Consider the following 16,126-nt stretch of genomic DNA (forward strand, 5'->3'; position numbering starts at 1 on the left):
TTTGAGTATAAATTAAGGGAAGGCAAATGGTGCGCCACTGCTTGTTTCAAGCAGTTCTAGTGGGTTCGATTCCCACCCCGAATTTTTGTGAGCAATTGATAAAAATTCGAGGGTGGTCGTGACCCAAATGTGCGCCAAATTCCTACGACAGCACCCTCAGCCAAGGAGGGTGTTTTTTATGCTTAAAAAAAGAGATTTACACGATGCCCCGATTCTTTTCCCACTTTTGAATGATCTAGCTGTTAAACCTTATGTGCGAGAAAAGGCTGAGACAATAGAAGAATATTATTTTTTCCTTAACAAAATGATGATTCAGGAAGAGAATGGTGAGCTCATTTCTCGTACGATTGTTGACGAATGGGATGCACCAATTGGAGCCATTACTTTATACGACACCCAAGATCAGATGGGGTTTCTTGCGACATGGATCGGCAAGCCATACTTTGGTAAGGGGTATAACCAATATGCGAAAGATTTATTTCTGCGTGAGCTTTTTTTAGAAAAAGATATTGAAATTGTTTTCTTAAAAGTGAATAAAGTGAATGAGCGTTCACTTAATGCTATGAAAAAAATTGAATATGCTGTTCATGCAAGTGAGCACTACCCAGCAATACATGAACAAATCAACCGTGGTTCCAAAAAATATGAACTCTTTGCGATTTATAAAGATGCATTTATTTTCCACTTACATGAACAAGAACAAGATACGTACGGTGAACTCGAAGCATAAATAACTCTTCAGCTAAACCCATTAGCTGAAGAGTTATTTTATGTTCTAATTAAGAACATTTGTATTAATGTTATAAAACACATCTTGCATTAATACTATTTTACGTTTAGTGTTAAAATATTCCACAAATCTACTAAATTAGGGTGCGAGTAAATATATGTCTAGTAAAATTGCTACAAATATACGTTACTTTCGAGAGCTAAATGATTGGACACAATTGCAGTTAGCGAAGAAATTAAATGTATCCAGATCCAATATTACGAAATGGGAAAATGAATCAGCTATCCCAGATTTGAATACATTAATCAAAATTAGTAATCTCTTTTCGATCTCATTAGATCAATTAGTGGGAAAAAGTCTCTCTGATGATTTTCTATTAAAGGAGTTTGAAAGAGTCTATTCCTTAGATACTGAGGACGAACGTGACCAACAAGAAATTATTAAAGCTATTGACCTACTTAAGAAAAACAAAACCTTACTCCACGATTTAACAAAACTATCCCAACTCCCTGTACGAAAACAAAAATCCGTTATCAATATATTGAAATCGATCATACAAGAAATGAACCGTGTATAATTAAAAGGGGTGTTCGGATTGTCATGTATATGACTAACAATATAAGGCATCCCTTTATATATTTACTTGTCAAATAACCCACCAGTTTGTTTAAGTACATTTGAAACCAAACGTTATCCAAAGTGATTATGAAACCACCAAACAATAAGAATCATACTTACTACTCCCAAAATTGTAGTACTCACAATCCACCAAATTATGGATTTAGCTTTTGTTGAGCTTTCCTCGTCTTCCATATTTGCTGTTATAAAAGCGAGTTTGCCTTCCATACCTTTTTTCATAGAAGCAAGAACAACAAATCCAATTATTATGAAACCAATAGTTATCCAGAGTAATAAGTCCACCTTTATCCCCTCTTTCTTGTGATTAAGTTCCTTTCAATCTTCTTTATTCAATGATCCTGCTCGTTAGTTGAACAAACAGCCATGTTTATAGCGTGAATCTAGTTAACCTAAGTGTATCATATGTTCCCATATTTTGTATTAAATACCCTTTAATCAACAAGCATTCAGGAAATAGAACTCGTCCGAACCTTTTATTTATGAAACTTTTAATCTATAAAAATCGTAAATCAAACGTATAAATGTCTTGGGGGTGGTCATAATGGAAATAAACCGAGATTTAATTCTACTACTTTTACCAATTATCATTCTTCAACTTATTTTATTAAGTATCGCCATAATAGATTTAATACGTAATGAACAAACCAATGGTCCGAAATGGATTTGGGCACTCGTTATTATTCTGATTAATATCGTCGGGCCAATCATTTATTTGATATTTGGAAGGAGGCCATAAGTGTGGAATTGTTACACGCTAATCAATTAACAAAAAAGTATAAAGAGAACTCAGTCATTCAAGATGTCTCATTTACACTGGAACACGGTCGCTGTGTCGCTTTATTAGGTCCAAATGGTTCTGGAAAAACGACGACTCTAAGAATGCTTGCTGGATTTATTAAACCAACTGAAGGAACCATTGCCTTTAATGATGAAAGTCTATCAAGAGATTTCCGTCAACACGTTGGATACCTACCTCAATTCCCGGTCTTTTATGACTGGATGACAGGTAAAGAATTCTTAGTTTATTCAGGCCAACTAGCTCATTTATCAAAAAGTGAGGCTAGGAAACGAGCAGATGAATTATTAGAATTAGTCAATCTGAAAGAGGTTAGAAAATTACGCATCTCAAAATACTCTGGAGGGATGAAGCAACGGCTCGGAATTGCTCAAGCTCTCATTCATTCACCTAAACTCATCATTTTAGATGAGCCAGCTTCAGCCTTAGATCCAATTGGACGTCGTGAAGTCCTTAACTTGATGCGGGAACTTAAAAAAGACTCTACCATCCTGTTTTCAACTCATATATTAAATGATGCAGAAGAAGTGAGTGATGAGATTCTACTTTTAAATAACGGAAATGTTATTGAACAAGGAAGTATGCATGAATTAGAATCCGTTCAAAACACAGTTACGTTAAAGCTAGCATTTTCTGATGAACCAAAATTTATTGAGGAACGTTTAAAAGAAATTGAGTCTGTCTTTAAAGTTCATCGTGTACAAGATGATTTTCTTTTAACCGTTCATGATTTACAAACAGCACGGAAACAATTACTTGAAGTCGTTCATAATGAAGATTGGCAGTTAACGAAATTCGAAGTCGCTAAAACGTCTCTTGAAGATTTATTTATGAAGGCGGTGAAAGAATAATGCAATGGTTCGTGATTTTTAAAAAAGAATTATTAGAGAATTGGCGTAACCTGAAGTGGATTTGGGTACCCATCGTATTTATATTATTTGCCGTAATGGACCCTATTACAACTTACTACCTTCCCAAAATTATGGACGCAGTAGGCGGTGTTCCAGAGGGATCTATTATTGATCTTCCTATGCCGAATGCGCAAGAAGCCATGATGATGAGTTATGGTGAACTTGGGATGCTTGGCGTACTGCTCACAGTTGTTATTGTGATGAGTACTATTTCAGGAGAAATAAAAAGTGGTGTCTATGAGATGATTCTGTCAAAACCAGTTAAATTTACGAATTATGTCTCAGCTAAATTTTTATCGATAATGTTAATCATCATTATTTCACTCGCTTTAGCTATTGGTACGGCTTGGTATTACGTCATGATTTTATTTGGTACGATTGATTTCACTAGAATATTAATGAGTTTATTTTTCTTCACACTATATTTTGCATTAATCGTATCCATCGTTATTATGGTCAATACTTGGATTCAATCACCTGGTTTGGTTGCGTTCATTTCATTAGCTTTGATTATCATTTTTAATGTCTTAACGAATATATACGGTCATATCTTGACTTGGAGTCCAGCACTGATCTCCGATTATATAGGAGAGTATCTCGCTTCAGGTGTCTTAATATCTGAATTATGGTATGCCGCTTTAATGGCATTTGTTTTCTCAATCGTGTGCTTACAATTCGCTATTGTAACATTGAGAAATAGAGTACTTCATTAAATCATAAACTGGTATGGATTTAAATCCATACCAGTTTTTTTGTTTCCAGTTTACTTATCCTCTAATATTATTTATCATATGAATTGTCTGACTATTGTGTTTTTTAAAGGAGAGGAGGGATCATAATGGGATTTAACTCTGAAATGATTCTCGGTCTATTTATCATTCCAATTGGCATTATTTTACTAGGATTTCTAGTATGGATGCGCTTCCATCATTATTCACTCTCCTTTTTTAGTGCTGGGAGAAGCACGAGTCTCAAGACCCCTCAAGTTAGGGTCTTTCTGCTGAGGAGGCTCGATCCGTGTCCACGAAAAGTGAAGCTTTTTTCAAGTAAGTTCACATACAAAAACCCGAATTATAAACGACATTTATAATTCGGGTTTCTTTTAAGATAAATTCTTTTACCCTAGCCTTCATCTTATTCACCAAATACTTTAGCATACACGTTAAACTGAATTTGAAAGCTAACGTCTTCTCCGTTTTGCTGAAAATCTAGTGAGTGAATTTTGACTAATCGTTCAGATGACTCTAGTTGTTCAGTGAAATTATTTAAAGCTTTTAATGATCCAGCATCTCCATTTATTTGCATCGCTAACTGTTTTAATTCTTCACCATCCACCTCTGTATTTAACCTCTCCAAGTACTGGTAACTTTGAACAACTATTTTAGAAGCTTCAGATGCATTATTAATTAATTGGATGACACCATCTTCTTCCATAGAACTTGGTATGGACTTTAAGACTGTTGCGACGGGGATAGATTCTTCTGTTTGTTCTTCTACTTGACGTTTTAAAGTTTCATACTTTTGCTGTTCCAAATTTAGCTTATCTTGTTGACGGTTTAGATCATTAAACATGGGCATGAGGATAAAAAAGTAAAAACAAACAGCTACCATCATCAATCCCATAGACCAAACTAACAACATTCGTTTTTGTAAAGAACTTAACCTCATGATTCATCTCCCTCCTCTTCTTCTGTATAAGAGAGATGAATCGTATAATTAGTGGTAAAATGATCGCCATCTTGATTGTAATGAATCGTATGAATCACGACTTCATCAAACAGATTAAACCCCTCTAAAACCTGATAAAAGTTAACCGCCTGTTCATTCGTTTCAGTCGTGACATTAAGCTCAATTTCATGTTCATTTAGTTTAAAGGCATTTAGTCGTCCGCCTCTTGGGATCTCTTCTACAATATCAGTTATGATCATGGATGTATTAGTCGTTAATTGTTCAGCTATCCCCTGTATTAACTGGGCTTGTTTAACCTCTTTACTACCTTCAACTTCTGATTGTAATATTTGATTCATCTTAGTCTTTTGAGAAATATCTTGATTGACCTGATTTAACTCTTGAGCCTGTCCCAAATAACCCCATACTCCCAATCCAATTAATAAAAGAGTTATTCCTATCAGCGTTGTAGAAAATGTAAAATGACTTACTTGTTTCTTCTCTTTTTTTGGTAAGAGGTTAATATCTACTAACATTTAACTTCCATCCTTCATCGCTAAGCCATACACATTATGATATTTCCTTTCAACTTGAAGACCTTTTGGTCCTCTGATCTCATCGTCAGTAAACGCCATCAAATCTGTCTCCGAACGTTCTTTCATTCGTTCTATAATCTCACTTAAATATGGATGATCCCCAACGACAATCGTTTTAGTGAATGCCTTACTTCCATCATTCATCGAATATTGATAAAAACGTTCTACCCGTTCAATTTCTATTCGAATCTCTTCATATTCCATTAACACTTCTTCTCGATTAAAATCCTCACGAGTCATCGTTGGACCGAAACTATTTCTTTCACCTTCAGACGAAGTCAATTGAAATTGTTGTAAGAAAATAGGGGTATGTTTTTCAAAGGCACAAAACACCACATTTTGAGAATGGTATTGAATCATCAGAACATGATCTTCTTCAGCAATTTTACCTTTATGGTAATAAATTCGATAATAGTTTAATGGTGAAATGTCAACGGCGACTACTTTTGTTTTCACCTTTTCTAGACATTTAAGTATAGGATTAACTAAAGATTCACACGTAGATATGATGCTGACCTCATGTTGGTCCTCACCTTGTTTTAATAAAACTGTTTCAAAAATCGGTTTTTGAAACGGCAAATGGATCGTATCACCTAATTGAAAGTAGATATATCGATTGATATCTTCTTTCTCAACGGAGGCTGGAATAGACTGCTTACGTACAATCACTAATGAATCTGGCATCGTCAATCTGACTCGTTTTCGTTTAAGAGACCATTTTTTTACACATGTATGTAAGACCTTTATAAATAGCTCGGAATCTACAATGATTCCCCCATCAACGACCCCTTCTGGTATAAAGTGTTCTCCGAATCTAATAATCTGTGTAGGTTGTTTCGGGTTCATTTCTGTATATCTTATGACGTAATCTTTGATCTCTAAATTGATTATGTTCTGACTCATATCATTCATCCCTTATAGAAGAAATGTTGTCATATACCATTCAATTAAACCATCTTGATAAAAATAAGTAATAATCGCAGCTGCTGCAATAAATGGACCAAAAGCAAACGGAACACCTTTTTTAACCTTGCCGAAAAGCATAAGAATACAACCAATAAATGCTCCTAATAATGTAGCTAGAAATAGTGTTATTAATGTTCCTTGCAACCCGAGCACCAATCCGAGCACACCAAACAGTTTAATATCTCCTCCACCCATTCCACCTTTACTCAATAATGCAATGAGAAATAATAAACCGAATCCTACGATTCCCCCTAAAAAGGCATCATACCAAGGGTCTGTTTGGATCATGAGTCTTAATGGAACTATTAAAATTAAAAAGAATAATAGAATTCGATTCGGAATGAGTTGATAATGAACATCTGTAATCGTAATAATGATCAGTAAGCTAACAAAAATCCAAGCCATCAATAACTCTAATTGAAAGCCAATATGAAAAAACGCTAAGATAAAGAGCCCAGCTGTTAATACTTCAAAAAAAGGATACGTCCATGAAATTCTAGTATGACAATGTCGACATTTACCCTTTTGAAAAACGTACGAGATGAAAGGAATGAGTTCGTAAGCCCTTAATTGCTTTTTACAATCTGGGCAGTGAGATGGTGGGCTTACGATTGATTTCTTCAATGGTACTCTAAGACCAACAACGTTATAAAATGAACCTAATATTAGGCCTAATATTGTGATGTATAGATAGATCAATAACAATGTGAATCAGTCCTATTAGTTTAATTAGGGATTTTATTATTTTCATCGCTAACAGACGCTTCACTAATCTGCATAACAGAGGCATTCGTTAACTCTATTTGTTTTCCATCACCAGAACTTTCAGAAATCGTTCCCGTAATAACAATATTTCCATCCACTTCAGAGAAACTAGTACCATCAGACCAAGTAACTCCCTTACTGTCATAGTAATCAGCTAAGTCACCGATACTATCCGGAAGTTCATCTTGGGTAACTTTATATAGATCGGCTGCTTCTATCGCATTAATAGCAGAAGATTTAAGACTATTATACTTAGAGTCTTCTATTACTCCAGCAATAGCGGGTACTGCAATTAGAGCGATAATCCCTAATATAATAATAACAGCTAATAGCTCAACGAGGGTAACACCCTTTTCTTTTTTTAATATTTTTTTTGCTTGTTTAAGCATCTTACTCTCTCCCCTTTATTCATATTAAATTTGATTATATAGATCAAACATTGGAACCACGATCGCTAATACGATTGCTCCAACGATGATAGATAACATAATGATGAGCACTGGTTCTAGTAACGATTTAAATTGATCAGAAGAAGTGTTGACATCATCTTCATAAAAGCTAGCTACTTGATGAAGCATTTTCTCTAAAGAGCCTGTCTTTTCACCTACTAATAACATTTGGGTGACTAAAAAAGGAAACGCCCAGTGATCATTCAACGGTTTTGAAAAAGTACCACCTTGTTTTAATGAAAGCTTTGATTCGTCTAAAACACCTTGTATGACTTTATTTTTAACTGTCTGTTTGGTTAAATCTATTGCGTCAATAATTGGAACAGCATTTTTTAACAATGAATATAACGTACGACACATACTAGCTAAGTTAGATTTCAATAATAACGGACCAATGAATGGAAGCTTTAATAATAACGCATCAACATAATACTTAGCTTGATTATGTTTCATCAAGTAAACAGTGAGCACAAGGGCAGCTATTAAACAGAACAGTAGTAATAACCAGTAGTTAAGTAATAACTCGCTTATCGATAAGACGATTTTTGTAATAAACGGTAAATCAGCTCCAAACTGTTCAAACATCGAAACGAATTGCGGAACCACATACATTAAAAGAAATATGACGACGATTACAGCGACAAACATGACAGTCATTGGGTAGGCTAAACTCGTTTTCACCTTTTGAACGGTCTTATAATGTTTTTGATAATACTCAGCTAATTCATCCAAAGTGTCTTCTAGAGAGCCACTAACCTCAGCACTATGTATGATATTTGCTAGTATGGTAGGAAATACTTTCGGGTGTTTTCTCATAGAGTTAGCCAATGATGTCCCTTGTCGCAAATCAATCTCTATATAGTAAAGTGCTCGATTTAATACTTTATTTTTTGTTTGTTCTCTTAAAATATTAATCGTATCCACTACGGTTAAACCTGCTTCTAGTAAGGCAGAAAATTGTTGTAAGAATACAACCATGTCTCTATTTTTGACCGGCCTACTTAAGTTGAATTCTTTCGTCCATATCGAAGCTTTTACTTCTTTTAAATCCTCTACTTTATATCCATCATCTTTTAACAATTTCTTAGCTTGTTCAGGATTATAAGCTTCTAGTCGCCCTTTTTTAACACGACCATAAAAGTCATAAGCCGTATACTTATAGTCAGCCATTAGCTTTAACCTCCACTATTCAACCGCAACCCTTAAAATTTCTTCAGTAGTAGTGAGCCCTCTTTGGACTTTTTTGAGTCCATCCTCAAATAAATAAGTAAATCCTTTTTCTTGGGCTAAGCTCTGAATTTCTAAAGACGTTTGGTTGTTAAGGATTGCCCATTGTATATCGTCATCAATATTTAACACTTCATGAATGGCTGTTCTCCCTTTATAACCTGTTTGATGACAAGTCGGACATCCTTTTCCGCGTTTTACTTTCTCCATGTAAAACCCGTATTTCTCAAAGATTTCTTGTTCTCGTTTAGTCGGAATTTCTTCCACTATACAGTCCTTACAAATGGTTCGAACTAAACGTTGAGCCACAATTCCATTCAGAGATGTACCTACTAAAAATCTCTCAACCCCAATATTGATAAGTCTATCAATCGCACCAATCGAATTATTCGTATGCAACGTACTTAAAACTAAGTGGCCTGTGATTGAAGCTCTTACCGCCATATTGGCAGTGTCCTCATCTCTAATTTCACCAACCATGATGATATCAGGGTCTTGTCTTAAAATAGAACGCAAGCCTGAAGCAAACGTTAGCCCCACTTTTGGATTCACCTGTATTTGGTTAATACCATCTAACTGATATTCGACTGGGTCTTCAATAGTAATCACATTGGATTCTTCTCTATTTAATCGAGTTAAAGCTCCGTACATAGTTGATGTTTTACCTGATCCGGTTGGTCCTGTTAATAAAACAATTCCATGTGGTTTTTCAATCATATAAATAAAGTCGTTTAAATGTTTTTCGTCAAACCCTAAATCAGCTAAATCATTTGAAACAGAATGGATATCTAGTACGCGTATAACAACCTTTTCACCAAATATAGTTGGCAAGGTACTGACACGCATGTCAATATCACGACCTTCAACTTTACGTTTAATTCGGCCGTCTTGAGGGATTTTTTGTTCTGTAATATCTAAACCTGCCATAATTTTAATTCGAGTAATGAGTGAAGATTGAATATTTTTTGATAAGGATTGATCTGTTTGTAATGCCCCATCAATTCTAAGGCGGATTATAACGTGGTGTTCTTGAGGGTCAATGTGAATGTCACTCGCTTTTTCAACGACTGCTTGTTGAATCACTTGATTAAGGAGTTTGACGACTGGGGAAGCTTCTTCTTCAAGTGATAAGTCACGTGAGGTGTCTGGTTCATGCTTTAATTCAAACTGTTCAGCTAAATTTTCTTTTTCATAATGTCTCAGGATATTTTGTCTAATTTCATCTTTAGTTGCAATAGCTGGTTCTATAACAAAACCCGTAGAAAGCCTTAAGTCATTAAAAACAAAATAATCAAGAGGATCTGAAACGGCGACAATGAGTTTGTTATGTTCTTTTTTAAGAGGTAAGACTAGGTTTTCTCTAGCGTATTCTCTGGAAATGAGGTTCAATAAGCTTTTGTCTATCTTGTAATTATGTAAACGTACATGAGGTATACCTAACTGTTGTTGTAAAACTTCCATAAGCTGCATTTCAGTAATCGCACCAGATTCAATTAACTTGTCACCTAGTTTTTGACCTGGGCGTTTGGTTTCCAAGGCTTTATTTAATTGTTCCTTTGAAATCAAGCCTTGTTGGGTGAGGATTTCCCCCAACCTCAACTTCACTTTTTTGGCCAAGTTGATCTCCCTTTCACCTGAAAAAGACCTACAAAATCTATCCTAATATGGTACATTAGTATTATATGAAATATTATACTATTTTACTAGATAAAAATCGAGGTGTATTGAAAATGTCAACTATTTTAAATAAAGAAAAGGGTATGACATTAATAGAATTATTAAGTGCTCTCGTTATTCTATCCATTGTTTTAATAGGTTTTTTCTCGGTCTTTGTTCAATCTGCAAATATGCAAACAACCAATGAAGATCATTTAGTGGCAACAAATTTAGCTCGCAAAGCACTTGAAGACGTACGACAAATAAACAAACCGAACTTCGATATAGGTCATTATACTCATTTCAACAAAGAAAACTCACCTAGTATATCATCTGTAAATGAAAAAGGGCAGTTTATCAGTCACCCATCCTTTTATTTACAACTTCAATTCAAACATGAGCCTCAAACGTCACTTTGGTTAACTAAAATCATAATACAAAATAAAAAAGGAAAACCATTAGCTGAAACTTATGATTATATTAAGGTGGGGTCGGAATGAAAAATAATCGGGGAATGACTCTAATAGAATTACTAGCAACCTTATCCTTAACTTTTATGGTGGGCTCCGTTATATTTTCAGTCACCATGTCTACCATTCATCATTATCAGCAGTCTGAAATTCAATCACAGGTTAATTCTGATTTAAACCGTTTCATCTCAAATCTTACAGACATTCACCAGACCTACAAAAAATACACAATAACAAGAATTGATTCCTCCACTTATGTCGTGGAATTACCTGAAGAAAAGAATTATACATTTAAAGGAAGTGTGGAAAAATACGACCTTTATATTGGAAAGAGAATCATAGAAGACGGTGAAGTGATTTCCAATACAAAACTTACTGATGGTGATTCTTTTGAGGTATCAAATATTGAAAATCTGGACCTGTTAATAGAAGTAACAGATATAACAAATAGGCGCTTTAAACCAGTGACCATTTCAACTTCTATTTCCCAAATTATCGGGGTAAAGGATAGGGATTAATATGGAACAATGGAAACGTGAAGAAAAAGGTGCAGCATTAATTATTGTTTTAATGACGATCGTTCTAATCATGTTGTTCTCAATCGCTATGATGAGTAGCATCTTATCAAACGCTAAACAAAACCACGTTATGAAACAAAGTAATCGTTCAACTCATATTGCTGAAATGGGAGCTACTTATATCCAGCATCAATTTGTTCGATATTTAGAAGAAAATGATGTTGAATTAAATGAAGATACAATTCAACATATGATTTCAGAAACGATTCTACATGTTGATTCAGTTGTAGTTGATGAAGAACATCCAGAACGCTTTTTTGAATTAAGTCCAAATGCTGAAGTGACCCCCACCCCTGAAGGATCTAAGATTTCCGTTAATGTCATCGGGTATGATTCAGAGTTTCAAGAAGAATTATCTTTAGTGTTTAATATTAAAAATAGAGAGATCCCCATTGATGAGTGGATAGATGAGAGCGAAACGCCACCACCACCGCCAGAGGATCCAGATTACCATTATGAAAATTCAGTGAAATGGAAGAAAAACCGAACTGAATGCCCTCAAGAACCAGACAGTTCTTATTATTTATCTGATTCCTTAGCTGTTAATTGTGATGCTATTGTTGGTAATTTATATACTGAAGGTCTAGTTAATGTTAAAAGTAGTTCATTAACCGTTAATGGTAGAGCCGTCTTAAATGGATTAGATATCAGTACTTTATCAAAAGTCTTGATTAAAGGTAATGCTTATATCAATTCAGAATTAACGAGCACCAATAATCCAAATAGTGAATTGTTAGTTTGTGGACATACTCGTTTTAAGGAGAAAATTGATTATCGTGGTCATTTTGCGGTTCGTGGCTACGTAGTTGCAGATAATCAAATTACATTCAGCCATAATCCCGCCCAATTCGGTCATGATGCCATATTATATAATGGGTTGAATTTAAAAGGTACTAATTTAACCGTAGATGGAGATTTAACAATTTTTACGGATTTAGATGTACAATCCTTTCATAATCAACTCGGAGGAGATTTGTATGTGGCTGGAGATCTCATCATCTACTCTTCAGATGATAGCGAACCAATAATTAACCCTGAAGGCGAGGCTTTTCATACAGGAGTTAATGTAGACGTTACATTTCCAGAATGTGATGATGCTCCACCTTTAGAATCATCATCTGAGTTTGTAGTTGATTTAGAAGATGGAAATTATTAAGAAAAACGAAACATAAAAAATCGTGGAAACGAATCATTACGATATCGTCCCACGATTTTTTGTCTTATTTAATGTTAATTTCTAGATAAAACTTAATATTGTCTAGAAAAAGTCTGATATTGTCTAGTATCTTTAACCTTAATCAATAGTTACACATATATTTAATCCTCAATACTTCTCCAAAGTGTTAAGGCTGCATAGCTTCGATAAGGTGACCATTCTTCGGCTTTCTTCTCTACATCATTTTTAGACGGTTTATTATCAAGCTGCCACCATTTTTTTAGTGCGTTCTGAATTCCGATATCAGCAGCAGGGAAAAGATCATCACGACCTAAAGCAAACAAGAGCCAATTTTGAACGGTCCAAGGTCCAATTCCTCTTACACTTCCAAGTTCCTTCAACACTTCATTATTTTCAAGCTTTGATAATTTATATAAATCCAATTCGCCATCAACGATTTTACGTGATGTATCAATGACATATTCGGCTTTTCGCTGACTAAATTGTAATTCTCTTAAATCATCGTAATCTAACTTAGCAACCGTTTCAGGTTCAGGATAAAACCATGATCCATCGATTTCTGTACCAAACTTTTGAACAAAGCGTGTTGACAATGTATAAGCAAATTTCATGTTGAGTTGTTGATGTATGATGACTTTCATCAAGGAATCATAAAGATTAAAATCTCTTACAATAGGTGTTCCTTGATATTGATGAAACAACATAGATAATTCAGTTTGTTGGAAAAACTGATGGATATCATTTAAGTCTTTATCCCATTGAAAAATATTACGAATGTATTCAAAAATCACATCCTGATCATCATCATGGTCAGACATCACGGCAAACACTGGCTTTTCAGTGGTTCCTTCCGCTTTTACGCGAACAACAACTTTTTCATCTTCAATACGAACTGGAACATCAACCCAGCGTTCTTTAGGATTGGTTCTAACCAATGGATCCATGCTTAACCGTCTTAGTGAATAATCAAAATCATACATACCCGGTGAATGATAATATTCTTTCCACATAAACAACTTCCCCTTCATTTCGTTCGACTAATTACCAGTGTACATCTATTTCTCATTTTATGGCAAAACATTTAGTTTCATGTAGGACACAAATTAATAAAAAGAAAAACGGCTTCAATCAGCCGTTTTAATGAAGTGGGACGTGTTTTTCCCAGAGTAAATCCTCTATAGAACCAAATTCATATCCTCTTTTTCTTAATTCATCGATTAAATGACTTAGAGCATCCGCATTATCTTGGGAGACCGTGTGTAGTAAGATAATAGCACCCGGGTGAATTTGCTCCATCACTTCATTAAAAGCGTGTTTCCAACCATTCTTTCGGTCACTGTGCCAGTCCACAAATGCAACGGTCCAGAAGACATTGACATACCCGAGATTATTTGTAATTTCTAATGACTTTTCGTTGAAACGACCCTCTGCTGGGCGGAAAAATAATACCGAATCTTGGTTCGTATAGGACTTAATTTTTTCATCTAGAGCCTTTAAATCCTGTTTAATTTTTGACTCAGAAGCCTTTGTAAAGTCTAAATGTTTATTAGAATGGTTCCCAATAATATGCCCTTCTTTTACCATTCGCTTAACCAGTTCTTTTTCATCATCCACATAATGACCGGTTAAGAAGAATGTTGCTGGAACTTGCTTTTCTTTTAAAACATCCAGCACAGTCGACGTATAGCCTTGCTCATACCCATTATCGAATGTTAAGTAAACTTTTTTCTTATTTGGGTCGCCCATGTAAATACCGTTATATTTCTCAATTAATGGCGCATAAAACCCAAGGTCAGGTGGTTGTTCATTATATTGTTTTTTATACCCATAGCCATAAGTTTCTTCAGATGGTGTAGCTGAAGTACTGTAAGAAAAGGAACACAACAGGCATAAAATTGTTAAAAACATTACCTTTTTCATATGCTAATCCTCCATATATTTTCTCTTATTTTGTGTTGGATGATAAAAAAAATACCTATGTGTAGACCAACATAAAAAAAGCTTTTGTGCGCTAGTTACAAAAGCTTTTTTCCTTAATAAATTCGATTTATGAGACATTTTTTCGAGTTTATGATACGTGTTCTCCAACTTATGAGGCGCGAATTTTGTCGAACGTATCAAAAAAACGGTTTTATGAGCGTTTCATAGAAGTTTATGATCACAAAATTAAAGATGCAATCCAACCGAAAATAAATAGCGGAATATTAAAATGAATAAAAGTCGGAACAACAGTATCCCAAATGTGATTGTGTTTTCCATCAACATTTAATCCAGCAGTCGGGCCTAACGTACTATCAGAAGCCGGACTTCCTGCATCACCTAATGCTCCTGCAGTACCGATTAAGGCTGCGATTGCTAAAGGCGAGAATCCAGCTTGACTCGCAATGGGAACAAACAATACGGCCAAGATTGGAATCGTACCAAATGAAGTCCCAATCCCCATCGTTACGACTAATCCAACTAATAATAAAATAAAAGCAACTAGAGCTTTTTGACCTTCTAACATGCCAGATGAGGCATTAACTAACGCTTCTACTGAACCCGTTTTTTGTAGGACTCCTCCAAAACCAGATGCCGCTAACATGATAAATGCGATCATTCCCATCATGCTAATTCCTTTCGACATCACTTGTTCGCTTTCCTTAAATGGAACAGCTACTAAGACAAACATTAATACGAGCCCGGTTAAAGCCCCTAAGACCATTTCTTCAGTAACAATTTGAACAACTAATGCTGCTAAGATAGCTATTAAAGTCATCAAATGTATTTTTTCAAATTTAAAGGGTTGATCATCAATGTCATCAAATTCAGTTGGTTGACCTTCAGGTTGAATTTGGCTATAGTCTCTTTGTTTACGATACGTCATAAAAATAGCTATGAACAGACCGACCACCATTCCAAGCCCCGGTATAATCATCGATGACGCAATCTCTCTAACTGAAAGTTCAATCCCACTATTAGCCATACTGTCTTGAATCGTCTCGTGGAAAATCAAACCAAACCCTACTGGCAACATAACATAGGGGGCTTTTAGTCCAAATGTAAGTGACGTTGCGACTGCACGGCGATCTAATTTCATTTTGTCAAACAGTGCAATTAATGGTGGAATTAAAATGGGAATGAAAGCTATGTGTACCGGCACAGCGTTCTGTGATAAAGATGCAATAATTGCAATAGCAATCAACATAAAACCACGCTTACCTTTAACAGCTTTCCTTAAAAATTGTACAATCCCTTTCGTAATACCGGTATATGCAATCGCGGCTGCAAATCCACCTAGTAAGATATAACTTAATGCTGTATTAGCATTTCCGCCCATATTCTTAACAAACATCTCAACTGTTTCTGCTAAACTTAAATCAGCCATTAACCCTGCTGAAAAAGCTGAGATAACTAAGGCGACTAATACATTCACTTTTAATAAACTTAAAATCGTTAAAATAAGTACAGATATAATAACTGCTGAAGCCATATATAAATCTCCCTTTCATCCTGTTA

General features: G+C 35.1%; 19 protein-coding genes. 8 read left to right on the top strand and 11 right to left on the bottom strand.

Annotation, left to right across the window (positions count from 1 at the left end; translation table 11 throughout):
- Positions 1-178 precede the first annotated feature (178 nt).
- Together BMY57_RS08395 and BMY57_RS08400 are read left to right on the top strand one after the other, a co-directional pair.
- Positions 179-730, top strand: a complete 552-nt coding sequence (locus BMY57_RS08395; RefSeq protein ID WP_091773569.1) for a GNAT family N-acetyltransferase — start codon at positions 179-181, stop codon at positions 728-730.
- Between the two features lie 157 nt (positions 731-887).
- The gene (locus BMY57_RS08400) at positions 888-1,307 is read left to right on the top strand and encodes a helix-turn-helix transcriptional regulator (RefSeq protein ID WP_091773570.1); all 420 of its coding nucleotides are present in this window, start codon (positions 888-890) and stop codon (positions 1,305-1,307) included.
- Between the two features lie 113 nt (positions 1,308-1,420).
- Here BMY57_RS08400 and BMY57_RS08405 read toward each other — a convergent pair whose 3' ends face one another.
- Positions 1,421-1,651 (bottom strand): hypothetical protein, encoded by a 231-nt coding sequence (locus BMY57_RS08405; RefSeq protein WP_091773571.1) that lies wholly within the window; start codon positions 1,649-1,651, stop codon positions 1,421-1,423.
- A 259-nt stretch (positions 1,652-1,910) separates the two neighbouring features.
- Here BMY57_RS08405 and BMY57_RS08410 point away from each other — a divergent pair, with 259 nt between their 5' ends.
- Genes BMY57_RS08410 through BMY57_RS08420 form a run of 3 tightly spaced genes read left to right on the top strand, consistent with a single transcriptional unit; the run spans position 1,911 to position 3,789 of the window.
- Positions 1,911-2,105 carry a PLD nuclease N-terminal domain-containing protein gene (locus BMY57_RS08410; RefSeq protein WP_091773572.1) on the top strand — a complete coding sequence of 65 codons (195 nt, stop codon included), beginning with the start codon at positions 1,911-1,913 and terminating at the stop codon, positions 2,103-2,105.
- Positions 2,106-2,107: 2 nt separating this feature from the next.
- Entirely contained in the window at positions 2,108-3,016 is a 909-nt protein-coding gene (locus tag BMY57_RS08415; protein WP_091773573.1) for an ABC transporter ATP-binding protein, read from the top strand.
- Complete coding sequence (locus BMY57_RS08420; RefSeq protein WP_091773574.1) at positions 3,016-3,789, top strand: ABC transporter permease; 774 nt, start codon at positions 3,016-3,018, stop codon at positions 3,787-3,789. The genes BMY57_RS08415 and BMY57_RS08420 overlap by 1 nt, the downstream gene beginning before the upstream one ends.
- A 421-nt stretch (positions 3,790-4,210) precedes the next feature.
- Here the strand turns inward: BMY57_RS08420 and BMY57_RS08430 are convergent, their stop codons facing one another.
- Genes BMY57_RS08430 through BMY57_RS08460 form a run of 7 tightly spaced genes read right to left on the bottom strand, consistent with a single transcriptional unit; the run spans position 4,211 to position 10,364 of the window.
- The gene (locus tag BMY57_RS08430) at positions 4,211-4,744 is read right to left on the bottom strand and encodes a type 4a pilus biogenesis protein PilO (RefSeq protein WP_091773576.1); all 534 of its coding nucleotides are present in this window, start codon (positions 4,742-4,744) and stop codon (positions 4,211-4,213) included.
- On the bottom strand, positions 4,741-5,280 hold the full coding sequence (locus BMY57_RS08435; protein WP_091773577.1) for a PilN domain-containing protein: 540 nt from the start codon (positions 5,278-5,280) through the stop codon (positions 4,741-4,743). Before BMY57_RS08435 ends, BMY57_RS08430 begins: the two co-directional genes overlap by 4 nt.
- The gene (pilM, locus tag BMY57_RS08440) at positions 5,281-6,243 is read right to left on the bottom strand and encodes a type IV pilus biogenesis protein PilM (RefSeq protein ID WP_091773578.1); all 963 of its coding nucleotides are present in this window, start codon (positions 6,241-6,243) and stop codon (positions 5,281-5,283) included. It lies immediately after the preceding gene.
- A 12-nt stretch (positions 6,244-6,255) separates the two neighbouring features.
- On the bottom strand, positions 6,256-7,011 hold the full coding sequence (locus BMY57_RS08445) for a prepilin peptidase (protein ID WP_091773579.1): 756 nt from the start codon (positions 7,009-7,011) through the stop codon (positions 6,256-6,258).
- 20 nt (positions 7,012-7,031) lie between these two features.
- On the bottom strand, positions 7,032-7,460 hold the full coding sequence (locus BMY57_RS08450) for a prepilin-type N-terminal cleavage/methylation domain-containing protein (RefSeq protein WP_091773580.1): 429 nt from the start codon (positions 7,458-7,460) through the stop codon (positions 7,032-7,034).
- 24 nt (positions 7,461-7,484) lie between these two features.
- Positions 7,485-8,690: a type II secretion system F family protein gene (locus BMY57_RS08455; protein ID WP_091773581.1), complete on the bottom strand. Its 1,206-nt coding sequence runs from the start codon at positions 8,688-8,690 to the stop codon at positions 7,485-7,487.
- Positions 8,691-8,705: 15 nt separating this feature from the next.
- Positions 8,706-10,364 carry a GspE/PulE family protein gene (locus BMY57_RS08460; protein ID WP_091773582.1) on the bottom strand — a complete coding sequence of 553 codons (1,659 nt, stop codon included), beginning with the start codon at positions 10,362-10,364 and terminating at the stop codon, positions 8,706-8,708.
- Positions 10,365-10,477: 113 nt separating this feature from the next.
- Between BMY57_RS08460 and BMY57_RS08465 the strand changes: the two genes are divergently transcribed.
- The 3 genes from BMY57_RS08465 to BMY57_RS08475 are packed head-to-tail and all read left to right on the top strand — an operon-like array spanning position 10,478 to position 12,607.
- Positions 10,478-10,903: a type IV pilus modification PilV family protein gene (locus BMY57_RS08465; protein WP_177176358.1), complete on the top strand. Its 426-nt coding sequence runs from the start codon at positions 10,478-10,480 to the stop codon at positions 10,901-10,903.
- Complete coding sequence (locus tag BMY57_RS08470) at positions 10,900-11,391, top strand: PulJ/GspJ family protein (RefSeq protein ID WP_091773584.1); 492 nt, start codon at positions 10,900-10,902, stop codon at positions 11,389-11,391. The genes BMY57_RS08465 and BMY57_RS08470 overlap by 4 nt, the downstream gene beginning before the upstream one ends.
- A gap of 1 nt (position 11,392) precedes the next feature.
- Positions 11,393-12,607, top strand: a complete 1,215-nt coding sequence (locus tag BMY57_RS08475; RefSeq protein ID WP_091773585.1) for a hypothetical protein — start codon at positions 11,393-11,395, stop codon at positions 12,605-12,607.
- A 161-nt stretch (positions 12,608-12,768) separates the two neighbouring features.
- Here BMY57_RS08475 and BMY57_RS08480 read toward each other — a convergent pair whose 3' ends face one another.
- From BMY57_RS08480 to BMY57_RS08490, 3 genes are all read right to left on the bottom strand, one after another.
- Complete coding sequence (locus BMY57_RS08480) at positions 12,769-13,638, bottom strand: DNA-3-methyladenine glycosylase family protein (RefSeq protein WP_091773586.1); 870 nt, start codon at positions 13,636-13,638, stop codon at positions 12,769-12,771.
- Between the two features lie 127 nt (positions 13,639-13,765).
- Entirely contained in the window at positions 13,766-14,548 is a 783-nt protein-coding gene (gene pdaA, locus BMY57_RS08485) for a delta-lactam-biosynthetic de-N-acetylase (protein ID WP_091773587.1), read from the bottom strand.
- Between the two features lie 238 nt (positions 14,549-14,786).
- Positions 14,787-16,100 carry a Na+/H+ antiporter family protein gene (locus BMY57_RS08490; RefSeq protein WP_091773588.1) on the bottom strand — a complete coding sequence of 438 codons (1,314 nt, stop codon included), beginning with the start codon at positions 16,098-16,100 and terminating at the stop codon, positions 14,787-14,789.
- Positions 16,101-16,126: the final 26 nt, after the last annotated feature.

Source organism: Piscibacillus halophilus (assembly GCF_900110685.1).
Taxonomy (GTDB): Bacteria; Bacillota; Bacilli; order Bacillales; family Alkalibacillaceae; genus Piscibacillus; species Piscibacillus halophilus.